General features: G+C 67.6%; 18 protein-coding genes and 1 pseudogene. 16 read left to right on the plus strand and 3 right to left on the minus strand.

Features of this window, described 5'->3' with window-relative positions; translation table 11 throughout:
• The first annotated feature begins 5 nt into the window (after nucleotides 1-5).
• The 3 genes from N4S67_RS11190 to N4S67_RS11200 are packed head-to-tail and all read left to right on the plus strand — an operon-like array spanning nucleotide 6 to nucleotide 3,229.
• Complete coding sequence (locus N4S67_RS11190; protein ID WP_260993007.1) at nucleotides 6-572, plus strand: TetR/AcrR family transcriptional regulator; 567 nt, start codon at nucleotides 6-8, stop codon at nucleotides 570-572.
• Entirely contained in the window at nucleotides 565-1,089 is a 525-nt protein-coding gene (locus tag N4S67_RS11195) for a hypothetical protein (RefSeq protein WP_260993008.1), read from the plus strand. The genes N4S67_RS11190 and N4S67_RS11195 overlap by 8 nt, the downstream gene beginning before the upstream one ends.
• Nucleotides 1,079-3,229, plus strand: coding sequence for an FUSC family protein (locus N4S67_RS11200; RefSeq protein WP_260993009.1), 2,151 nt, complete (start codon nucleotides 1,079-1,081; stop codon nucleotides 3,227-3,229). Before N4S67_RS11195 ends, N4S67_RS11200 begins: the two co-directional genes overlap by 11 nt.
• Here the strand turns inward: N4S67_RS11200 and N4S67_RS11205 are convergent.
• Entirely contained in the window at nucleotides 3,226-4,200 is a 975-nt protein-coding gene (locus tag N4S67_RS11205) for a pirin family protein (RefSeq protein ID WP_260993010.1), read from the minus strand. The two genes, N4S67_RS11200 and N4S67_RS11205, sit on opposite strands and share 4 nt — an antisense overlap.
• Nucleotides 4,201-4,286: 86 nt before the next feature.
• On the opposite strand from N4S67_RS11205, the gene N4S67_RS11210 reads away from it, so the two are divergent.
• Nucleotides 4,287-5,483 (plus strand): RtcB family protein, encoded by a 1,197-nt coding sequence (locus N4S67_RS11210; RefSeq protein ID WP_390893315.1) that lies wholly within the window; start codon nucleotides 4,287-4,289, stop codon nucleotides 5,481-5,483.
• Here N4S67_RS11210 and ptsP read toward each other — a convergent pair.
• Complete coding sequence (gene ptsP, locus N4S67_RS11215; RefSeq protein WP_260993011.1) at nucleotides 5,480-7,177, minus strand: phosphoenolpyruvate--protein phosphotransferase; 1,698 nt, start codon at nucleotides 7,175-7,177, stop codon at nucleotides 5,480-5,482. The genes N4S67_RS11210 and ptsP overlap by 4 nt on opposite strands.
• 103 nt (nucleotides 7,178-7,280) lie before the next feature.
• On the opposite strand from ptsP, the gene N4S67_RS11220 reads away from it, so the two are divergent.
• Genes N4S67_RS11220 through N4S67_RS11235 form a run of 4 tightly spaced genes read left to right on the plus strand, consistent with a single transcriptional unit; the run spans nucleotide 7,281 to nucleotide 11,311 of the window.
• The gene (locus N4S67_RS11220) at nucleotides 7,281-8,048 is read left to right on the plus strand and encodes a DeoR/GlpR family DNA-binding transcription regulator (protein WP_260993012.1); all 768 of its coding nucleotides are present in this window, start codon (nucleotides 7,281-7,283) and stop codon (nucleotides 8,046-8,048) included.
• Nucleotides 8,045-9,040 (plus strand): 1-phosphofructokinase family hexose kinase, encoded by a 996-nt coding sequence (locus tag N4S67_RS11225; RefSeq protein ID WP_260993013.1) that lies wholly within the window; start codon nucleotides 8,045-8,047, stop codon nucleotides 9,038-9,040. Before N4S67_RS11220 ends, N4S67_RS11225 begins: the two co-directional genes overlap by 4 nt.
• Nucleotides 9,037-11,022, plus strand: a complete 1,986-nt coding sequence (locus N4S67_RS11230) for a PTS fructose transporter subunit IIABC (protein WP_260993014.1) — start codon at nucleotides 9,037-9,039, stop codon at nucleotides 11,020-11,022. Before N4S67_RS11225 ends, N4S67_RS11230 begins: the two co-directional genes overlap by 4 nt.
• A 31-nt stretch (nucleotides 11,023-11,053) precedes the next feature.
• Complete coding sequence (locus N4S67_RS11235; protein WP_260993015.1) at nucleotides 11,054-11,311, plus strand: HPr family phosphocarrier protein; 258 nt, start codon at nucleotides 11,054-11,056, stop codon at nucleotides 11,309-11,311.
• Here the strand turns inward: N4S67_RS11235 and N4S67_RS11240 are convergent.
• The gene (locus tag N4S67_RS11240; protein ID WP_260993016.1) at nucleotides 11,268-11,675 is read right to left on the minus strand and encodes a DUF1801 domain-containing protein; all 408 of its coding nucleotides are present in this window, start codon (nucleotides 11,673-11,675) and stop codon (nucleotides 11,268-11,270) included. The two genes, N4S67_RS11235 and N4S67_RS11240, sit on opposite strands and share 44 nt — an antisense overlap.
• Nucleotides 11,676-11,908: 233 nt before the next feature.
• Between N4S67_RS11240 and mycP the strand changes: the two genes are divergently transcribed.
• The 8 genes and pseudogenes from mycP (at nucleotide 11,909) to N4S67_RS11275 (ending at nucleotide 21,393) form a co-directional block, all read left to right on the plus strand.
• Nucleotides 11,909-13,255 carry a type VII secretion-associated serine protease mycosin gene (mycP, locus tag N4S67_RS11245; RefSeq protein ID WP_260993017.1) on the plus strand — a complete coding sequence of 449 codons (1,347 nt, stop codon included), beginning with the start codon at nucleotides 11,909-11,911 and terminating at the stop codon, nucleotides 13,253-13,255.
• Nucleotides 13,252-14,646 (plus strand): type VII secretion protein EccE, encoded by a 1,395-nt coding sequence (eccE, locus tag N4S67_RS11250; RefSeq protein WP_260993018.1) that lies wholly within the window; start codon nucleotides 13,252-13,254, stop codon nucleotides 14,644-14,646. Before mycP ends, eccE begins: the two co-directional genes overlap by 4 nt.
• 26 nt (nucleotides 14,647-14,672) lie before the next feature.
• Entirely contained in the window at nucleotides 14,673-16,220 is a 1,548-nt protein-coding gene (locus tag N4S67_RS11255) for a PPE domain-containing protein (protein ID WP_260993019.1), read from the plus strand.
• Nucleotides 16,217-16,555: a YbaB/EbfC family nucleoid-associated protein gene (locus N4S67_RS11260; protein ID WP_313959936.1), complete on the plus strand. Its 339-nt coding sequence runs from the start codon at nucleotides 16,217-16,219 to the stop codon at nucleotides 16,553-16,555. Before N4S67_RS11255 ends, N4S67_RS11260 begins: the two co-directional genes overlap by 4 nt.
• 580 nt (nucleotides 16,556-17,135) lie before the next feature.
• On the plus strand, nucleotides 17,136-17,996 hold the full coding sequence (locus N4S67_RS11265; RefSeq protein ID WP_260993020.1) for a hypothetical protein: 861 nt from the start codon (nucleotides 17,136-17,138) through the stop codon (nucleotides 17,994-17,996).
• 188 nt (nucleotides 17,997-18,184) lie between these two features.
• Complete coding sequence (locus tag N4S67_RS11270; protein ID WP_260993021.1) at nucleotides 18,185-19,132, plus strand: hypothetical protein; 948 nt, start codon at nucleotides 18,185-18,187, stop codon at nucleotides 19,130-19,132.
• A gap of 35 nt (nucleotides 19,133-19,167) precedes the next feature.
• A pseudogene (locus tag N4S67_RS28115) lies at nucleotides 19,168-19,458 on the plus strand (WXG100-like domain-containing protein); the annotation flags it as partial.
• 945 nt (nucleotides 19,459-20,403) lie between these two features.
• The gene (locus N4S67_RS11275; RefSeq protein WP_260993022.1) at nucleotides 20,404-21,393 is read left to right on the plus strand and encodes a secretion protein EccK; all 990 of its coding nucleotides are present in this window, start codon (nucleotides 20,404-20,406) and stop codon (nucleotides 21,391-21,393) included.
• Nucleotides 21,394-21,583: the final 190 nt, after the last annotated feature.

Here is a 21,583-nt window from a genome sequence, read left to right on the forward strand (position 1 = left end):
CCGCCATGGCCAGCGTCGTTTCGCGCGAATCCTATTTCGCGACAGGCCTCGATGTGTTGTCCGACCTCGGCTACGGCGGGTTCAAGCTCGCCGAGGTGTGCGGCCGCCTCGGCGTCACGACCGGGTCGTTCTATCACTACTTCGACAGCTGGCCGACCTACACCAAGGAACTGCTCGCGCACTGGACCGAGGAACGCACCGTCCAGGTGATCGAGGCGGTGCGCGCCGAACCGGATCCGCACCGCCGCATCGACACGTTGATCCAGGCCGGGCTCGGGCTGCCGCACGGCGCCGAAGCCGCGATCCGCGTGTGGAGTTCGCTTGACCCGCATGTGCATTCGGTGCAGGCCGCGGTGGACCAGCAGCGTTTCGACGTCATGTACCAGTCGGCGTTCGAAATACTGCAACACAAACGGCAGGCCCAGTTGTTCGCGGCGTGGGCGGTGTACCTGCTCGTCGGCTACGAGCAGGCGACGCTGCCGCGCGACGCCGCCGGTCTCAAATGGATCTCCGGCCGACTGCGCGACGCCCTGGACTCCGGCGACTTCGCCTCGGTACCCGAAGGTGACTAGGGCGGCGCGCGCGGCGGCCGAGGCCGACGAACCGGTCGAGCACGTGGTGGCGCTACTGCGCGAACGGCTCTACGGCGCGATCTCGTGTCTGGCCACGCTGGCCGTCCTCGCGCGCTACACCACCGAGGAGACCAGCGCGTGGGCGCGAATTCTCGACGTGGCGGTGGCCACCGGCGGGTTGTGGGCCGCGAGCCTGCTCGCCGACTGGGTGGCTCACCTCGCGGTCTACAGCACGGCTCCACGCGGCCGCAAGGCGCTGCGGATGCTGCAATCCTCCGGTCAGATCCTGCAGGCGGCCGTCCTGCCGATCGCCGTCCTGGCGGTTGCCGGGTTCGACGCCCTTGACACCGACACCGCGACCTGGATCGCGGGCTGGGTGCTGGTCGGCGAACTCGGGGTCATCGCCCTGCTGGCCGTCCGCCGGACTCAGTTGCCGTGGTGGCAGCAGGCGCTCACCGTCGCCGGTCTGACCGGCGTCGGCGCACTGGTGCTGGGGATCAAGATCCTTGCGCACTGAGACGCGTGCGGTCCTCAAGCATTCCCTGGACCGGTTGCGCGCGCGCGACCCCGACTTCGACGCACTGCGCCGCGCGGCGCGCGCGGGGATCGTGCTGCCGGTGGCCGCTGCGGTCAGCTTCGCCGTCGGCGGCGACTCGCAGACGCCGCTGTTCACGATCTTTGGTTCGGTGGCACTACTGATCCTCGTCGACTTTCCCGGCAACCGGCCTGCGCGCGCGCTGGCGTATGGCGGCCTCGGCTTCAACGGCGCAGTCCTGATCGTGGCCGGCACGCTCGTGGCGCCGTACCCGTGGCTGAGCGTCGCGGTCATGTTCGTCCTCGGAATGGCGGTGATCTTCGCCGGGGTGCTCAGCGAGATCGTCGCCGCGGGACAGCGCGCCACCCTGCTGTTATTCGTCCTGCCCGCGTGCACGCCGGTGGGCCCGCTACCGGATCGGCTGCTGGGCTGGCTGATCGCTTTGACACTGTGTGTGCCCGCTGCGCTCTTTCTCTTCCCCCCGCGCCATCACGACGACCTGCGCAGGCACGCGGCACGGGTGTGCAACAGGCTGGCCGACCGGCTCGAGGGCACGGCGTCGGCCCGCGATGTCACCAAGGCGATGAACACGCTGTACGACACCTTCATCGGCGCGGACTACCGGCCCGTCGCGCTGACCGCGGGAAGCCGCGCGCTGGTCCGGGTGGTCGACGACCTCGGGTGGCTGTCGGACCGAATCGACGAGGACACCGGTGCGTTGCTCGGGCCGATGCGCGAGCCCGCGATACGGGTGCTGCGGGACTCGGCGGCGGTGCTGCGGCTGCGCAGTCCGGCCGCGCGAGCGACGCGCAGCGCCGACCTGCGCGCGGCCCTGCTCGAGCAGCGGTCGGCTGCGCAGAGCACCTACCGGGGCGACATCGAACGCCTGCTGAGCGAGCCCGACGACGGGGCCGCAGTCGCGCTGGGCCGCAAGCTGCTGGTCCGTCGAACAACCTCGGCGACGATCGCGGTGACCGGCCGGATCATCCGCAACGCGGCCGCGGCCGACGCTCGGCCGGTGTGGGCGCGTGTGCTCGGCCGTCGGCTGCCCGAGACCGGGGCGGCGGACTGGGTGATGCCCGAGACGGTGGCGGTCGCCGCGATCACCAAGGGCTTCTTGTCCACGCGCGCGGTCGTTTTGCGCAACAGCGTCCGCATCGGGCTGGGCCTCGCGTTAGCTGTGGCGGTCACCCATGTGTTTCCCGTCGAACACGGATTCTGGGTGGTGCTCGGCGCGATGTCGGTGCTGCGCAGCAGTGCGCTGACGACGAGCACCCGGGTGGTGCGCGCGGTGGCGGGCACCGCGGTCGGTTTCGTGCTGGGCGCGGTCGTCATCGAGCTGCTCGGTGTCGACCCGGTCGTGTTGTGGATTCTGTTGCCGCTGGTCGCTTTCGGCTCGGCCTACATCCCGGGGGTGGCGTCGTTCGTCGCCGGCCAGGCCGCGTTCACGATGATGGTGCTGATCAACTTCAACCTGATCGTCCCGACCGGCTGGCAGGTGGGTTTGATCCGCGTCGAGGACGTCGTCGTCGGTGCGCTGGTGGGCATCGTGGTGTCGCTTCTGCTGTGGCCACGCGGGGCGACGGCGCGGGTGTCCAAGGCGATCGACGACGCGCGTACCGTCGGCGCGCAGTTCCTCAAGGCGGCCGTGCTGCGGGTGACGCGCGGCGCGTCCGAGGCGGCCACCGATCGGGTGATCGCTCTGAGCCACGCCGCGCTGGAGGCGTCGCGTACGGTGGACGACGCTGTGCGCCAGTATCTTTCAGAGAACAGCGGCGCGACCGATTTGCGGGCGCCGGTAGTGCGCGCCGCGAACCGGACGATTCGGCTGCGGGCGGCCGCGGAACTGATCGCCGACGTGGTGCCGCCGCCGCTCGGCGTGTACGCACAGACGCGCGACGTGCTCGAAGCGCACGCCGACGCGATCTGCGCGCGGCTGACGCGTGACCCCGGACGCACCCTGGCTTCTCTCAGCGACGACTTCGTGCTGGCCTTGCGGGCCGACGCGCCGGACGACGAACTGGCGATCTCGGCGGCAATGCCGCTGACGGCCGCGGCATCCAACCTCGGCGAGTTGGAATTGCTGTATCCGAAGCCGGTCGATGACGACTTGAGCCGCTAGCCGCGCGGGCGGTGCGGCATCAGCGCATTCGGCGGCACATTGCCGAACTTCCCGGCGTTGTAGTCCTCAAGCGCCTCGATCAACTCCGACTTCGAGTTCATCACGAACGGTCCGTATTGCATGACGGGCTCGCGGATCGGCTTGCCGCCCAGCAGCAGCACCTCCAGCGCGGGCCGGCGCGACTCTTGCGTCGGATCGGCGGCGACGGTGATGCGGTCGCCCTGGCCGAACACCGCGAGCTGACCTTCGTGGATGGGGTGACCGACCGGCCCGACCGCGCCGCGACCGGACAGCACGTACGCCAGCGCGTTGAAGTCGCGGTTCCACGGGAGGCTCAGTTGTGCGCCCGGCTCGATCGTGGCGTGCGCCAGCGTAATCGGCGTGTGTGTGGCTCCGGGGCCCCGATGCCCGTCAACCTCGCCGGCGATCAGTCGGACCAGCGCACCGCCGTCGCCGGACGACAGCAGGCCGACGGAGTCACCCTCGATCGACTGGTAATTCGGCGCCGCGAACTTGTCCTTGCGCGGCAGGTTGACCCACAGTTGGACGCCGTGAAAAATTCCACCGCTCTCGACCAACTCGGCCGGTGGCGTTTCGATGTGCAGGATGCCCGAGCCCGCGGTCATCCATTGTGTGGCGCCGTCGGTGATCAACCCGCCCCCACCGTGCGAATCCTGGTGCGCGAAGCGGCCGTCGATCATGTAGGTCACGGTTTCGAAGCCGCGGTGCGGATGCCAGTCGGTGCCACGGGGCTCCCCGGGTTCGTACTCGATCTCGCCCATCTGATCCATGTGGACGAACGGGTCGAGGTCGGCCTTGATGACGCCGGCGAAGGCACGGACGACGGGGAATCCCTCGCCTTCGTAGCCGCGGGGGCCGGTCGTGATCGAGCGGACGGGGCGTTCGGAATCGGACGGCGACGCTGCGGCGATGCGCGGCAACGTCAGGGTGTCGGCGGTGATGGCAGGCATGTCTTCTGTAACCGGACTGCGGTCCGATTGATTCCGGTCGAGAGGAACGTGCGGAAACGGCTCGACAGCGAGGCGACAATTGAGACATGACCATCCAGCGGGTGAAGGACCACAAGCTGCTCAACTTCGCCTCGCTCATCGACGACAACACGATCGAGCAGGCGAAGCAGACGGCGACGATGCCGTTCGTCCACCCGCACGTCGCGCTGATGCCCGACGCGCACTTCGGCAAGGGCTCGGCTGTCGGCACCGTCATCCCCACGATCGACGCCGTGATCCCGGCGGCGGTCGGGGTGGACATCGGCTGCGGCATGATCGCCGCCCGCACCGTCTACACAGCCTCCGACATCGCCGGGCGTGATCTCACGGTGCTTCGCAAGTCGATCGAGTCCGCTATCCCGCTCTCTCCCGGGAACTACAACCGGAACACGACCAGGTACGAATTCACCGAAGGCCGTATCGACGATTTGCGCTCGCGTGCCGACGCCGAGGGCGTCGAGTTGTCCCACTCCCCGAAGTGGCCGCAGCAGCTGGGTTCACTCGGCGGCGGCAACCACTTCATCGAACTGTGCCTCGACGAACTGTCGCGCGTGTGGATGTTCCTGCACTCGGGGTCGCGAGGAGTCGGCAACAAGATTGCCCAGCACCACATCAAGGAAGCGCAGAAGTTGTGCAAGCGGATGTGGATCGACCTGCCCCACCCCGACCTTGCGTACCTCCCGCAGGGCACGGCCGAGTTTCGTGCCTACGTGCGAGATCTCGACTGGGCACAGCGCTTCGCGCTCTACAACAGGGCCGAGATGATGGACCGCTTCCGGCAGGCGGTGGCGCACTGGATGGGCGTCGGCGAGAACAAGGCCGCCGAGATCGAAGTCGAGCGAGTGAACTGTCACCACAACTACACCCAGATCGAGCACCACGGTGGGCGTGACGTGTGGCTGACCCGCAAGGGAGCCGTCGACGCGCATGACGGCGTGCGTGCGGTGATCCCGGGCAGCATGGGGACGCGCTCATACATCGTGCGCGGAAAGGGAAATCCGGCCAGCCTGTGCTCCGCCCCGCACGGCGCAGGGCGCCGCTTCTCCCGCACTGAGGCGCGCAAGCGCTTCACCGCCGACGACCTTGCGGCCCGTATGCGGGGCATCGAGTACCGCCACGGCGAGCAGTGGGTCGACGAGATTCCTGACGCATACAAGGACATCGACCAGGTCATGCTCGACGCGGCCGACCTCGTCGAGGTCGAGCACACGTTGCGTCAGGTGCTCAACGTCAAGGGCACCTAGCCCAGGACGGCGAGCGCCGCGGCGCGGGCATCGGCGGCCGTAGCCGTCGTGAGCACGGCGTCCGCGGCGTCGCGGCACTGCTGCAGCGTGACCTGCGCAAGTTTTGCTCCCACCCCCTGCACCGCTGCCACCGCGGCGGACAGCGACGTCACCCCCAGCCCGGTGAGCACGCATGCCAGCAGTGGATCGGCGGCGGCCTCACCGCAGACTCCGACGGGCTTGCCCGCCGCGGCACCCGCGCGCACCGCCATCGCGACGAGCATCAGTACTGCCGGTTGCCACGGGTCGGTGAGTGTCGCGAGGTCGGCCGACATCCGGTCGGCGGCCATCGTGTACTGCGCCAGATCGTTGGTGCCGATGGAAAGGAAGTCGACGTGCTCGAGGATGCGGTCGGCGAGAAGTGCCGCTGCGGGCACCTCGATCATCACGCCCGGCGTCAGGCCGTGCGAACGAACCTGTGCGGCGAACTCTTTCGCCTCCTCGGCCGTCGCGATCATCGGCGCCATGACCCAGGGCGGGTTGCCGCTGCGCTGTCCCGCCGCGGCAATGGCCTCCAGCTGACGCTGCAGGATCCCGGGATTGCGCCCGGCGATCCGGATGCCCCGCACGCCGAGCGCGGGGTTGGCCTCGTCGGGATGTCCCGCGAATTTCAGCGGCTTGTCGGACCCGGCATCGAGCGTCCGCACAACGACCTTGTGCCCGTCGAACGCGTCGAGCACCTCGGCGTAGATGCCGGCTTGCTCGTCGACAGTGGGTTCGGCGTCGCGATTGAGAAAGCACAGCTCGGTGCGAAACAGACCGACCCCCTCCGCGGGCGTCTGGCGCGCGGCGCGGGCGGCGGCACCGTCCTGCACGTTGGCCAGTACCGCGACCGGGTGTCCGTCCGCTGTGGCACCGGGGCCGGACCACTGGGCCGCGAGCTCGGCGTCGCGGTGCGCAGCAGCGACGGCTTCGCCGGCGGCGGACGAATCGGGTGACACGTGAATCGTTCCGCGCGTGCCGTCGACGAGCACCATGGTCCCCGGATCGACTGCGTCAAGACCGTTCACGGCGACGACACAGGGAATGCCGAGTTGGCGCGCGATGATCGCGGTGTGGCTGGTGGGGCCGCCGAGCGTGGTGGCCAGCGCGACGACCAGGGTCGGGTCCAGGCCTGCGGTGTCGGCGGGCGCAAGATCCTCGGCGCAGAGGATCGACGGCACCGCGGGCAGCGGAACCCCCGGTTCGGGCAGGCCGTTCAGTTCGGCGATGACGCGGTCGCGGATGTCCCGCAGATCGGTGACGCGTTCGGCCATAAGCCCGCCGAGCTTGGTGAACATGTCGGCGAACTGCTCGACGGCGCCGACCACCGCCCTGACCGCCGGCGCTCCCTCGTTGATGCGCTTCTCCGCCGCGCCGAGCCAGGCACGGTCCTGCGCCAGCGTCGCGGTCGCGGCCAGCACCTCGGACGCGGCTCCGGTCGCGTGCGCGGCCCTGTCTCGGAGCCGGGTCGCCACCGCGGACGCGGCGGCCTTGAACCTGGCCGCCTCCGCCGGTCGGTCCGCCTCGGCCGTCTCGCTAGACCCCTCGTCGTCGAGGACGGGCAACCGACCCGGCCGGATCACCGGCCCGTACTGAACCCCTGGCACCACGGGAACGCCCAAGAGCACCGTGCCGCTCGGCGGGAGTGACGTGGACGCAGAAGGAGTCGTCATGTGAAGCAGATTACTAGGAATCGTTGACAAGTCAACACGAACAAGAGTAAAACAATACAAATCAAACCCAATCCGGGCCGATACCCACACAGTCGGGAGCAGCATGTACGCCGAAGAGCGCCAACAAGCGATCGCCTCGCTGGTGATGGCGAAAGGGCGCGCCTCGGTCGCCGAGTTGGCGCAGACCTACGACGTCACCACCGAGACAGTGCGGCGTGACCTCGCGCTTCTCGATAAGGCGGGTCTGCTGCGGCGGGTGCACGGCGGCGCGGTGCCGGTGCGGGCACTGCACCTGGTCGAGGCCGGCGTCACAGAACGCGAATCCACCCGCGCCGAGCACAAGGACCGCATCGCAGCGGCCGCCATCGAATTCCTCCCGCACAGTGGCGCGACAGTGCTGATGGACGCCGGCACCACCACCGCCAGAGTGGCGGCCAACCTACCCACTGACCGGGAACTGATCGTGGTGACGAACTCGGTGCCCATCGCCGCGCGATTGGCCGCAGCGCCGTCGGTGTCGCTGCAACTGCTCGGCGGCCGCGTACGCGGCCTCACCCAAGCGGCAGTAGGCGATCAGGCACTGCGCGTGTTGGACAAACTGCGCGTCGACATCGCGTTCATCGGCACCAACGGAATCAGCGTCCGGCACGGTCTGTCCACCCCCGACGGCGACGAGGCCGCGGTGAAGCGCGCCATGGTCGAGGCGGCGAATTATGTTGTGGTCGTCGCGGATTCGTCGAAGGCCGGACACGAGGACTTCGTGAGCTTCGCGCCGATCTCCAGCGTCGACGCGCTGATCACCGACACCGAGATCAGTGAGGCCGCTCGCGCGGAGCTGACCGAGCGGGGCGTCGAGGTGGTCGTCGCGTGATCGTCACCGTCACCCCCAATCCCAGCATCGACCGCACCGTGACGCTGGGCGCGCCGCTGACCCGCGGCGCAGTGCACAGGGTCACGTCGGTGACCACCGAGGCGGGCGGCAAGGGCGTCAACGTGGCGCGGGCCCTCACGATGGCCGGCGTGGACGCCATCGCGTTGCTACCGGCGCCGCCGGCAGATCCGATGATCACCGCACTGCACACCGCCGCGGTGCCGTTTCGCTGTGTGGCCACCTCCCAGCCGGTGCGCACCAACCTCGCGATCACCGAACCTGACGGCACCACAACGAAACTAAACGAAGCCGGTGCCACCCTCTGCGCCGCAGCCGTTGACGCGCTGACCGAGTCGGTGGTGTCGCACGCCGAGTCGGCGTCCTGGGTAGTGCTGTCCGGATCGCTACCGCCCGGGTTGCCCGACGACTGGTACGCCACCATCGTGGCACGCCTCGCCAACTATCCGTGCCGCGTGGCCGTCGACACATCCGAAGGCCCGCTGGCGGCTCTCGTCGCATCGTTCGACCGCGCCGCGCCCGACCTGATCAAACCCAACGCCGAAGAACTGGCCGGGGTCCTGGGCTTCTCGCCGCAGGCTTTGGAAGCCGCTGTGGCGCAGGGCGATCCGGAACCGGTGGTAGCAGCGGCCCGACAGCTCGTGGACCGCGGCGTCGGTGCCGTGCTGGCCACGCTCGGTGCCGCGGGCGCCGTGCTGGTCGACCGCAACGGCAGCTGGCTGGCCACGCCGCCACCCATCACGCCACGCAGCACCGTCGGCGCCGGGGACGCCTCGCTGGCCGGATACGTCCGGGCCGAAGTGCGACGGTCCGATCCGCCGCAACGGCTGCGGATGGCCGTCGCCTACGGCAGCGCCGCCGCCGCACTGCCCGGTTCGGCGCTGCCCGCGCCGAAGGACCTCGACCTCGACGCCGTCCACGTCGCCACCTTCGCCCCGACAGAGCCCGTCGCCGACACGAAAGTACTGCCATGACAACCTCCGCCGCCTCGATCATCACCACCGATCTGGTCCTGCTGGACACCGACGCCGGCGCGGACAAACAAGCGGTGATCGGCCGACTGGTGAGCGCTCTGCAAGCCGCCGGGCGCACCACCGACACCGCCGGTCTGCTGGCCGCCGCCATGGCACGCGAGGGTCAGTCGGCGACCGGCCTGCCCGGCGGCATCGCGATACCGCACTGCCGATCACCTCACGTCGGCACCGCCTCCATCGCGTTCGCACGCCTGCGCCCCGCTGTCGACTTCGGCGCTCCCGACGGTCCCGCCGATCTGGCGTTTCTCATCGCCGCACCCGAAGGCGGTGGCGCCGAACACATGAAGCTGCTGTCCAGCCTGGCTCGCGCACTGGTTCGCAAGGACTTCGTCGAGTCGCTGCGCCAGGCGTCGACCGCCGAGGAGGTCGTGGCACTGGTCGACGGAGTGCTCAACCCGGACAAGCCCGCTGCCGCGACGCAAGCCGGTCCCGAGCGGTCGGCCAAGACTCTGGTCGCCGTGACCGCGTGCCCGACCGGTATCGCGCACACGTACATGGCCGCCGACTCGTTGGCCGCCGCCGCCAAGAAGGCCGGCGCCACGCTGCATGTGGAGACTCAGGGGTCCTCGGGCAGCACACCACTGGAGGCGGCCACAATCGCCGAGGCCGACGCCGTCATCTTCGCCACCGATGTCGGCGTCAAGGACAAGCACCGGTTCGCGGGAAAGCCCGTGATCGCCTCCGGGGTCAAGCGAGCGATCAACGAACCGGACAAGATGGTCGCCGAAGCGCTTGCCGCCGCGGACAATCCGAATGCCGCGCGCGTCGAGGGGGCGGCGGGCGCACCGGTCGCCGCGGCACCGGCGGGCGGCGTCGGCTGGGGCACCCGGACCCGCCAGATCCTGCTCACCGGCGTCAGTTACATGATCCCGTTCGTCGCGGCCGGCGGCCTGCTGATCGCGCTGGGCTTCCTGTTCGGCGGCTACCAGATCGGCGACACCGCCAACGACATCGCGGTGAACAACTCGCTGTGGAACCTGCCCAGCGGCGGCTTCGCGCAGTACCTCGGCGCCGTGCTGTTCGCGCTGGGCAAGTTGGCGTTCGATTTCCTTGTCCCCGCCCTGGCGGGCTACATCGCCTTCGCGATCGCCGACCGGCCCGGGATCGCGCCGGGCTTTACCGCAGGCGCGGTGGCGGTGTTCGTCGGCGCCGGCTTCATCGGCGGCATCGTCGGTGGTCTCATCGCCGGCTTCGCCGCACTGTGGATCAGCAAAGTTGGTGTGCCTAAATGGTTCCGGGGCCTGATGCCGGTGGTCATCATTCCACTGTTCGCCTCGCTGGCTGTCGGTCTGCTGATGTTCATGCTGCTGGGTCGACCGCTGGCCTGGGTCACCACCAGCCTGACGAACTGGCTCAGCGGAATGTCGGGCGCCTCCGCGATTCTGCTCGGCGTCATCCTCGGCCTGATGATGTGCTTCGACCTCGGCGGCCCGGTCAACAAGGCGGCCTACGCCTTCGCGACCGCTGGTCTCACCGCGGCCACGACGGCGTCCTTCGAAATCATGGGCACTGTCATGGCCGCAGGCATGGTGCCGCCGCTGGCGATGGCGCTGGCGACTTTCGTCCGGCCGCGGCTCTTCAGCGAGCCCGAGCGCGAGAATGGCCGAGCGGCAGTGCTTCTCGGTGCGTGCTTCATCTCCGAAGGGGCCATTCCCTTCGCCGCGGCCGACCCGTTCCGCGTCATCCCGTCGATGATGTTCGGCGGCGCGATCACCGGGGCACTGTGCATGGCCACCGGCGTGACGTCACGCGCGCCGCACGGCGGGATTTTCGTGTTCTTCGCCATCGGCGACCTGCTCTGGTTCATCGTCGCCATCCTGATCGGCACCGTCGCCGGTGCCCTTGCCGTGGTCGCGGCCAAGCAATTCATCAAGCCGGGCGCCGAGGCCACCGCCGACGCGCGCGAGCCGGCCACCGTCTGAGCCCGCCCACCCCATCGAAGGAGAACCCCGCATGCCCACCAAGACCGTCACCGTCGGGTCCGCCATCGGACTGCACGCCCGCCCGGCCGCGATCATCGCCGAAGCCGTCGTCAACGCCGGGGTTCCGGTCACGCTCGCCATGGACGGCGGCGAGCCCGTCGACGCGGGATCTGCGCTGATGATCATGACGCTCGGCGCGGGGAACGGCGCGCAGGTGACCGTCGAATCCGACGACGAGAACGCGCTCAAGACCGTCGCCGACTTGGTGGAGCAGGATCTCGACGCCTAGCGCGGAACCGCGGCAACTCCTCGAGCGCCTGCGTCACGAGCCGACGAACGACGGCTTGGTCCACCTCATCCGCTGAGCGGTAGCTGATCCTGCGGACGAACTCGGCGTCAGACGTGTCGAACACTGCGTCGGGGTCGTCCAGCCATGTGCCGAAATGGAAGGCCACCCGGGCATGGGTGGCGGTTGCCGATACAGCGCACACCCAATGGTCGAAGTCGGAGTCGATGGCAAACGTCAGCTGACGCCATTTGATTGCTTCGTCGAAGCGGGCACACCCGGTGATAGTGGCGATCAGGCGCTCGGCGGCGTCGCGGACCGCTGGTTTGTGGTGCTGTAAGAACTCGGTGCGGGGGTCGCCGACCATGGCCCAACGGTAGGCCGCACCTGCGACAAACCCCGCGCTAAGCGCGGGCGGGCCCTACCCGGCCAACGCAGAATGCGGTTCGAGCCCGCCCGGCAGCCCCTTAGGATTGGCTGGTGCATTCGGCCGATCGGCTTGACGTGAGAATTCGTGCCGCCCAAGGGGTGGCACTTGGTTTGCTGTGGGTGCACCAGCACACTGTGTGCTGGTCCGATGGCCAGGGGGGTGTGTAGCGCGTGCACCGCATCGGTGTGCTGCTGGCGGCGCTGCTGCTGGCCTTGGTCACCGCTGCTCCGGCCGCGTCGATCGAGCCTCCCACGATCGACCCGGCGGCGGTGCCGCCGGACCAGACGGGGCCGGATACCCCGATGGAGCAGCGCCGCGTCTGCTCGGCGCCCACGGTGTTCCCCAACTCCAACTTCGCGGACAAGCCCTGGGCAAACGACTATCTGCGTCTCGGCGAGGCACAGAAGTTCGCAACGGGTGCCGGGGTAACTGTCGCGGTCATCGACACGGGCGTCGTCGGATCGCCGCGCGTGCCCGCTGAACCGGGGGGTGATTTCGTTGATCAGGCCGGCAACGGAATGTCGGACTGCGACTCACACGGCACGCTGACCGCGTCGATCATCGCGGGACGCGCGGCGCCTACCGACGGGTTCGTCGGCGTCGCACCCGACGCGCGCGTGCTGTCGTTGCGTCAGACCTCGGAGGCCTTCCAGCCCGTCGGCGCGCGGACCGATCCCAACGACCCGAACACCACGCAGACCGCAGGCTCGCTGCGCAGCCTGGCCCGCGCGGTGGTGCACGCAGCGAATTTGGGCGCACAGGTGATCAACATCAGCGAAGCCGCCTGCTACAAGATCACCCGGCCCATCAACGAGATCGGCCTCGGCGCGGCGATCAACTACGCGGTGAACGTCAAGGGCGCGGTCATCATCGTCGCGGCCGGAAACACGGGCCAGGACTGCACCCAGAATCCCCCACCGGACCCCGCAGTGCCCGCGGATCCCCGCGGATGGAAGCAGGTGCAGACGATCGTCAGCCCGGCCTGGTATTCGCCGCTGGTGCTGACGGTCGGCGGCATCAGCCAGAACGGTCAGCCCAGTAACTTCTCGATGGCCGGACCATGGGTGGGGGCGGCCGCGCCGGCCGAGAACATGATCGCGCTCGGCTACGACGGCAATCCGGTCAACGCGCTGCAGGGTCAGGACGGCCCGATACCTATCAGCGGCACATCCTTTGCCGCCGCGTATGTTTCGGGGCTCGCGGCTCTGCTGAAGCAACGGTTTCCCGATCTGAGTCCGGCACAGGTGATGAACCGCATCACGGCGACGTCACGGCACCCGGGCGGTGGAGTGGACAACTACGTCGGGGCCGGAGTCATCGATCCGGTGGCCGCGCTGACGTGGGATGTGCCGGCCGGACCGGAGCGAGTCCCGTACAAGGTCAAGGAGATTCCGCCGCCTGTGTACATCCCGCCGCCGGACCGCGGCCCCATCACGACCGTCGTGGTGATCGGAGCGGCGCTGGCACTGGTGCTGGGACTAGGCGCGCTGGCTCGACGCGCATTGAGGCGCCGATGAACATTCTGCGACTCTTCGGCTTCCGGTTCACGACCGGCCACGCGATCTGGGCGGCGGCGCTGATTCCGGCGTGCATCCTGCTGTTCATTCAACTTCACATGTTGTGGCTGGGCATCACGCTGGCGGTGTTGATCGCGGTTATCGCGGTGTTGACGATCCGGGGGCGGCGGGTCACGGGCTGGGTCGCCGCAGTACTGGCGTGGCGGCGGCGGCACCGCAACGTCCCTGCCCGTCCGTCCGAGCCAGCTGTTGGCGCCACCGTTCTGCCGGGCGATCACGTCGCGGTCCGTTGGCAGGGCGCGTATCTGGTGTCGGCGATCGAGCTTGTGCCGCGGCCCTTCACACCGACGGTGATCGTGAACGGGGAGGCGTTCACCGACGACACGCTCGACACCCGCCTTGTCGAACAACTGCTCGCGGCGCATTGCCCGGATCTGGAAGCTGATGTGGTGTCGTCGGGCTACCGGGTGGGCAAGACGGCGCCGTCGAACCTGGTTGCGTTGTACGAGCAGGTGATCGGGCCGTATCCGGCGCCGGCGAACCGGCGCACGTGGATTGTGTTGCGAGCCGATCCGGAGTCCACGCGCAAGTCGTCACAGCGACGGGAAGCCGGCGTGGCGGGGCTGGCACGCTATCTGGTGGCGTCGGCGACGCGCATCGCAGACCAGTTGGCCAGCAACGGGGTCGACGCTCGCGTGGTGCGCAGCTTCGATGACTACGACCGCGCTACGGAGATCAGCTTCGAGCGTGAGACATGGTCGGCGATCAAGGGCCGCAGTACATTCACCGCCGCGTACAGCGCCCCGGGCGGGCCCGATGTGTGGTGGTCGGCGCGTGCGGATCACACCATGACGCAGGTGCGGATCCGGCCCGGCGAGGCACCGACGACGACCGTGCTGTTGACAACGTTGGCGAACCCGACTACGCCGCGCGGGTTTTCGTGCCTCTTCGGTGGGCAGCGGGCAGCGCTGCACGGGATCAGCCCGGTCACGGACCGCCACTACGAGTTGCCTATCGGATCGGCGGGTGTGCTGGTGGGCGAGACGGCCGACCGATATCCGGTGTACATGCCGTTCGACGATGTCGACATATCGATCAACCTCGGTGATGCGCGACTGTTCACACAGTTCGTCGTGCGGTCGGCGGCCGCGGGTGCGGTGGTGACGCTGCTGCCGCAGTTCCGCGAGTTCGCGGAGTTCATCAACGCGAGGGTCGGGCCGGAGTCCAAGGTGACATGGCCCAACGCCACGACGTACCTGGGCCCACACCCCGGTATCGGTCGAGTGGTGTTGCGCACGAACTTCATTGACACACCGCGGCACCGTCAGCTGCCGATTCGGCTGATCAATCCGCGCGAGGAAAGCCGCTACCAGATGGTTCTGGAGGGCTGACCGATGATGTGGACGGAGGTTTGGCGATGACCGAAACCCAACGGGTCAACCCCGACAGCCTCAGTTCTCGAGCAGGCGAGATGCGAGCGCAGAACTGGCACAACCCCAACGCCGAGGCGGTGTCGGTACCTGACACGCTTCCGTCGACCAGTGACGCGATCGCCAACATCAACGCGAACGCCGAGGCGTTGCTCGGGTATCAGCGGTGGGCGGAAGCGGAGAACAACCGCATCGCCGAGATGTTGTCCATCGCGGCGGAGGCCTATCAGAAGGTGGACACTGAGTACGGTGTCGCACTGGAGAATCCGGAACGTCAGGCTGCGGTGGCGGCGATTCCCATACCGGCTCCGTCGACCCCCGCACCTCCGATGCCTGAGCCGCCGGCCGCTCCGCGAGCACTCGACGCGAACGGGTACAGCGACGTTCACAAGACGCAGAGCGAGTTGACCGCCGGTGACCAGGGCGCGTCGTTGAAAGCAGCGATGGCGCAATGGGCCGTCGCATCAAAGCGGGTGGCGGGTAACGCGCCGAATCCACCGCCCGGCGATTGGGAAGGTGACGCGGCGGACGCGGCGTTCACGCGGATGAGCAATTTCGGTAACTGGCTGCAGCAGTTGGCGGACGCGTGGGAGGACCTCGGCGAAGCTGCCTCCAAGATCATCTCGGCGCATGACGCGGCCAGGACCGAGCACGACGAAATACACCGCAAATACGTTGATCTGGAACGCCAGTTGAAGGAATTGGCGAGCAAGGCGACGATCGGGAACGCCGTCGCAACGCAAAACGAGATCGATAAGATCCGCAGCTGGATGGAGCAGCTGCAGCGGCAATCCGACGAGGTCCGGCAGCAGTACGCAGACAAGGCAACGTTCGCTCCCGTATCACCTTCCCAACCGGACTCCGGCAGCCCTGACTCACCGACCTCGGCCGGTGGCGGTGGAAACGGTGCTGGTTCCGGCGGTGGCGGCGGTGCTGGCCAACCCACGGGCGACCCGGCGGCGATGGCCCAACAGATGGGATCGTCGTTAGGCGGACCGACCCGTGGTCAGGGTCAATCCGCGGGGCAGGGTCAGGGTTCTGGAGGCGGTTCGCCGGCTGGGGGCGGATCTCCGTCGGGAGGCTCTGGAGGAGGCGCGCCGGGTGGAATGCCCAGTGGCTCACCACAAACGGGGACTCCGAAGCTGCCGACCGACCCGAGTCTTCGCCCGGCAGCGGCGTCCGCGGGGGGCGGCGGCTCCGGTTCTGGAAGTGGCGGCGGAGGCGGTGGCGGTGGAATGCCGGCGTCCCCGATGTCGGCCGCGGTGACCGCCGAGACGGTGGCGCCGGCTCCGACAACCGCGTCGACGGCTGGTGCTGCGCCGGCGGCATCGGGCAGCGGCGGAGCGATGGGCGGCATGGGCGGCGGCATGGCGCCGATGCACGGCGCGGGCCAGCAGGGCGGCGGCAAGGAGAAGCGCCGGGATCCGAAGTTGGCGCCGGACGAGGAGTTGTATGTCGAGGACCGGGCGTGGACGGAAGGGGTCATCGGCAGCCGGCGGCGCAGGGAAGTCCAGGAAAGTAGGGACGACAAGTGACCGACGACATGCATCCAGAGGTCGCTGCCGTTCTGCGGCAGGCACAGCAGCTGCAGTCGTTGATGGACGACCAGCTGCACAAGATGAACAGCCAAACGTTCACGGCGACCGACGAAGCCAAGACCGTGGAGGTGACGCTCAACGGACATCAGCACCTCACCGGGGCGTTTATCGAGGACGGCTTGCTGCGCCTGGGCGCGGAGACGGTGCAGCAGCGACTGAACGAAGCGTTGCAGAAGGCGACGGAAGCCGCGTCGGCGTCGATGGAAGCGGACCGCGAGCGGATCGACGCGGCGGTTGTCGAGATCACGTCAGACACCAAGGACCAGGGTTAGGCCTGTCGGAGGTCTTCGATGACTATTCACCGCCGCCGGACCAGTACGGAGGTCCGCCGCAGCGGCGCTGCTTGCGGTCATCGGAGGACTGTCGCAGTCACGATTTCAGTGGGAGCGCGACGGGGGTGAAGGCGGATCGACCGCGCCGCCGGCGAACGACTTCGGTTTGGCCAGCGCGAACGACACGGGGCCGGTGAACATCATCACGGAGGATCCGAGTTGTGCAGCGTGGGCATTTGAATGACATTCGCCGACACTACGGAGGAGTGGGGCGAACGCAACCCCTCCATATCCGCCCAACACTGGATACCGAATTGCGCGCTGGGTACGAATGTGCAATCGGCCAGGCTGACACCGCATCGCGTAGTTCTTGAGTGCTGAGGCGCGTGATGTGCGTGGCTTGACGTGGGCCGAACTAAGAGAGACGCGGCTGCTAGTGCGGCTACCCCACCTAGTTCAGTTGCGGCCCTTGCCATGAATTCGTGCAATTGCTGGTGCCGTCATTCAGGTAGCATTTTTCCGGTGACGTCCGCTGGGCTTGCCCATAGATCAGCAGTAGCTGATCTGGTGCGGAGTGAATATGCCTGAGACTTTGCGCGTGGATACAGGGTTGGTGTCCGAGGCAAGCGGCAGCCTGCAGACGATCGCCGGTGCCATTCCCCCGCCGCCGACGGTTTCGAGCCCGTCCGGAACGGATGCTCTGTCGGCGGCCATCGCAGCGAAGATCAACGAGCTCGTTGATCCGGTAATTGCTCAGATGCCGATCTCGAAAGAGGAACTGAAGAAGTACGCGGAGAAAGTGGCGACTGCGGCGCGCACCTACGACAACGTCGACCGGATGCTGGCCGAAGAAATCCAGCGGCGAGTCGAGGATCTAGACAACAAGTTCGGCAAGGGCAGCGAGAGTGCGCCCGAAGGCGCGAACCCCGCGGTTGGCGCACCTAGCGGAGGTGCTGGCGCACCATCGGGGGGCGGTCGCTCGGAGGCCGGCGGCGGCGCTGCTGCATCAGGTGGTTCAGGCGCAGGCGGTGCGGCGGCGCCGGCATCTCAGCCGGCTGGCCAGATGGGCCAGACGATGCAAGATCCAACGCAGATGGCACAACAGGCGTCCCAGTCTCCGGGGCAAATGCCGGGGATGGTTACGGCAGTTCCCCAAGCGGCGGCTCAGGGCTTGCAGAGTGTAATGCAAACCGTTGGGCAACTCTCGGAATCATCCGGCGCCGGGGACGAGCCTGCAGACGCCGAAAGCCGCTTGGCAGAGCCGGGTTCCAGCATGGCTTCACTTGTCACCGGGGCAGCAAGTGGCGGGGCTGCACCAGGATCTGCCGGTGGCGAACGAGCACCTGAGGCGCAACAGAACGACTCGCCGGCCGATTCCGCGAAGGCGCCGGCGCCAGCGCTGACGCGTTCGGCTGAGTCAGCTCCGGAGATTGAGCTGTGAGCTATCCACCCCCGCCCAGCGGTCCCCCGTACCAACCGCCGCATGGGGGCGCTCCGGGCCAGCACGGAGGCCCGCCACCACAACAGCCGCCATGGCCGCAGCAGCCGCGATGGGCGCCGCAACCGCAGTGGGCTCCGGGTCCGCCGCCGAAGAAGCGTGGCAACGCTTGGAAGTGGGCTATCGGTGCAGTGGCATTTCTGGTGGTCATCGGGGTGACTGCGGCGGTGGCGATTTCGGTAACGAAAGACGGCGCTGACAACGATCCCAACCCGACTGCAAATGACTTCGGATTGGCGAGCGCCGATGACAAGGGTCCGGTCAACATCATCACCGTCGACCCAACATGTTCGGCTTGGCGCTCCATCAACTCGACCTTTGTCGATGCACAGGAAAAGGGTTGGAACAAGCGTGACCCCGCGGTACCCCGAAGCGCATGGACCGCTGAGCAACGTACGTATTACGAAGAGGTAGCGCGAGCCGCAAGTCAAGCTGCTGATCAAACAGTGGCGCTTATCAGGACTACGCCGCATAGAATTATGCGGGAGTTCTATGAACAGTTCGTCGCCTACTCCAGGGCATACAGCGAATCGATTGCTGATTACACTGCCGCCGACGATAACTTGGCGGGTGTTGTGACTTCGACAGGCACCGTGCTGGTAGATATTTGCGCCGCAATCGAGTGGGGGTCTGCGGCGTCGCGTGCCCCACTTGTTTCAGCAATCCGGCCGCCCTCTAGCTTCGCCCCGACTACGAACCCGCAAGATCCCCATCGTTTCCTCGCGTCTCCAGATTCGACCTGTCCGGACTGGATTGCGCTAGTCGACCGGTTCGATGCGGATACAAGAGCTTGGCAGGCCTTGGATCCTAATGTTCGCGCCGCCGATTGGAATGCTGAGCAGCGCGCAGTGATTCGAGGTGTCACTCCAGTGATGAGAACTTCTGCTGAAGCGATGGAAGCACTTGGACGACAGAGCAGCAACCCGTGGATCGAGGATTTCGCCGCTACCGCCGCTCAATATCGTCGGGCCTACGCGACCGCACTTGAAAGCTACATGTCGGCAGACTTTTACCTAGCAGAGATTGCCGCGCGCGCCGCGTCCACCATCTATGCGGCCTGTAAGGCTGCAGAAGGTTAGGCATGGGAATCGGCCGGCCTTCTGACCCCTACGGCATGACTGCGCCGCCAGCGTGGCCGGAGTCTGACGAAGACACACTTCGTGCAACCGGCGACGCCTTCGAGCACGTTGCGGCAACAGTCGGCGGTCAGATCGACTCTGTCAGACAGCAGAAGATCGGCATGTTCGGCGGGGTGGGCGTTTGGTCAGGCACGGCTGCGAGTAGCTCGAGCGCAGCGTTAGACAGCCGCATTTTGGACTTAGAGTCCCTGAAAGGCCGGCTCGATTCCGCGGCGAAGTTCTTCGATGATTCAGCAGGCGCTGTGGTTTCGGCTAAGAATCAGATCGTCTCTAACGTGAGCTCCGCACACTCGGTGATCGAAAACATCCTCAACATGGAGGACGTATCCGACGAAGACAAAGAGAAGGCGATCGAGCAAGTCGTCAAGGTCGTAAGAGGCGAGAACATAGAGGTAGTCGCCACATCTGCCGCGGGCGTGTCCGGTGTTCCTGCGGATCAAACACCTGGGGCACCTAGAGGCGACGGCCCCAGTTTCTTCGGTCCAGAGAACCCCAGACAAGGGCCCGACCTCGCGCCTAGGCAGCCCGGCCCAATAGTGCCTGCCTCAAACACCAGCTCTATGCCGCCACTGAACACTTCCGATCCACAGCCCGTGAGCCCACAGGAAACGTCGCCGGTCATAGAGGGCGCCAATCCCGGAGAGACGCCGCCAGAAGGAACAGCCGCGCCGGAGCCGGCTAATCCACCGGCGGCAGGTCCGATCGTTGACGGCGCGAATCCTCGGGGCGAGGCCTCCCCCGCGACAGCAGACCCAGTCGCACCGCACAGCCCGAGCACCCAACCGGCACCTGCGCCGAGCGCTCCGGCCCCCAGCGCACCCCGACCCGGCGCACCGAGTCTTCCCAGCGCACCAAGCGCACCGTCTTCACCTGGCGGCATCAGCGCGCCCTCAAGTCCGTTGTCGGGGGGTACTTCTGCGCCCTCAACGCCATCTGCGCCCAGCGCGCCTGCCGCACCGAATCCCGCAGCTGCCGCGGCTGGCCCTCAAACGCCGATCTCTGAATTCCAAAAGGGAATGGCGGAAGCGGCCGGCAAAGCCGGGTCTCAGGTGCCTATCCAACCGATGCAGCCCACTGCGCCAACGGGATCCGCGCCGCTCTCGCAGGCAGCCGCTCCGTCAGTTCCCGACACGACAAGCTCACCGCCTCCCAGCCCAAGCCCATCCACCTCGAGCGCTAGTGGTCCGACAGGCGGCGGCACCCCGGCCCCGGTGACACCGGGGCCCCCGTCCGGAGCCGCGCCCGCGCCGCCCGTCCAGCTCGGCCCGCCCGCGACTCCTCCGCCTGCTGCACCCGTCGCACCGGCTGGCCCCGTCGGCCCAAGCGTCGCTCCCCCTGCCGCCGGAGCCGGCGCCGGAACCGTCGGCGCGCCCGCGCCTGTGCCTGTCTCCGCGGCGCGCGCCCAACGCGAAGCCATGGCGGCCGCCGCAACCGCCGGCGCCCTGCGACGTCGGCAAAGTGGTACGGACCCAGCCCAATTCGCCACACGCATCGGCGCAGCTCTGAACGCCGAGGTCACCGACGTCGGCTTCTTCTGGATCACCGCACTCGCCAAGGACGGCACCATCGTCGTCGCCAACAACTACGGACTCGGCTACATCCCCGAGAATGTCAACCTGCCCGAGCAGGTCAAGATGGCGACCGCCGATGAGAACATCCCCGCCACCGTTCGAGGCACCTGGGCGACGTATCCGATTCTCGCGCTTCACGGTTGGGCACAGCACAACAACACAGACCTGCGCGCCGTCATAGCCACCGAAGACCAGTTCAAAGGTTTCGATCCCGGCGCCCCCAAGATCATTCTCCGGCCCGACGACATCCCCGACAGCGGCCGTATGGAAGGCCGGCACCGGCTGCAGGTGATTGCGCCCGACGCTGCGGTCCGGCTCGCCGGCATCAACGCCGCTGGCCTGTCAGAGGTACTTCCTCCGCCGCCCACCGACTCTGCCGCGCCCGACGACAACCGTGCCGCCCTGTGGTTCGAAGTATTCCGTCCGCTGCTGAGCAATGTTCCCGACCGCGCAGCCGTTCAGCTGCAAGCGTTCGTCACTTACGCCGAACACGCTCAGGAACTCGCGCTGCACCGTGCGCATACCGCCGCCGAACCGGTTGAGCAGCGCACGGCGATCGCCGACTGGGTCTACTGGCAGCACCTGAGCGTCCTGATGTCTGACGCCATTGCGACAACAGCAGCTGTTTAGGCCGCACGACGCAGCCAAAGCGCGCTAAATCGCTGTAGAACGCGGAATTCCCGGGGAGGGGTTAGCTGCAGCCCTGCGATAATCGACGGGTGAGCGCGATGGACGGGTTCTACTCGACGTGGAACAACGCCCGGACCACGTTTGGCGATGGCACTCCGCAGACCGGGGAGCAGTACGACAACAGCCCGAA

It is taken from the genome of Mycobacterium deserti (assembly GCF_025345615.1).
Lineage (GTDB): Bacteria > Actinomycetota > Actinomycetes > Mycobacteriales > Mycobacteriaceae > Mycobacterium > Mycobacterium deserti.

What these genes read in the sequence shown, in the direction of transcription:
- N4S67_RS11235 (WP_260993015.1), top strand. Translation starts at nt 11,054, where the DNA reads ATGCCCACCAAGACCGTCACCGTCGGGTCCGCCATCGGACTGCACGCC.
- N4S67_RS11265 (WP_260993020.1), top strand. Translation starts at nt 17,136, where the DNA reads ATGCCTGAGACTTTGCGCGTGGATACAGGGTTGGTGTCCGAGGCAAGC.
- N4S67_RS11220 (WP_260993012.1), top strand. Translation starts at nt 7,281, where the DNA reads ATGTACGCCGAAGAGCGCCAACAAGCGATCGCCTCGCTGGTGATGGCG.
- N4S67_RS11190 (WP_260993007.1), top strand. Translation starts at nt 6, where the DNA reads ATGGCCAGCGTCGTTTCGCGCGAATCCTATTTCGCGACAGGCCTCGAT.
- N4S67_RS11205 (WP_260993010.1), bottom strand. Translation starts at nt 4,200, where the DNA reads ATGCCTGCCATCACCGCCGACACCCTGACGTTGCCGCGCATCGCCGCA.
- N4S67_RS11230 (WP_260993014.1), top strand. Translation starts at nt 9,037, where the DNA reads ATGACAACCTCCGCCGCCTCGATCATCACCACCGATCTGGTCCTGCTG.
- N4S67_RS11240 (WP_260993016.1), bottom strand. Translation starts at nt 11,675, where the DNA reads ATGGTCGGCGACCCCCGCACCGAGTTCTTACAGCACCACAAACCAGCG.
- N4S67_RS11255 (WP_260993019.1), top strand. Translation starts at nt 14,673, where the DNA reads ATGACCGAAACCCAACGGGTCAACCCCGACAGCCTCAGTTCTCGAGCA.
- eccE (WP_260993018.1), top strand. Translation starts at nt 13,252, where the DNA reads ATGAACATTCTGCGACTCTTCGGCTTCCGGTTCACGACCGGCCACGCG.
- ptsP (WP_260993011.1), bottom strand. Translation starts at nt 7,177, where the DNA reads ATGACGACTCCTTCTGCGTCCACGTCACTCCCGCCGAGCGGCACGGTG.
- N4S67_RS11210 (WP_390893315.1), top strand. Translation starts at nt 4,287, where the DNA reads ATGACCATCCAGCGGGTGAAGGACCACAAGCTGCTCAACTTCGCCTCG.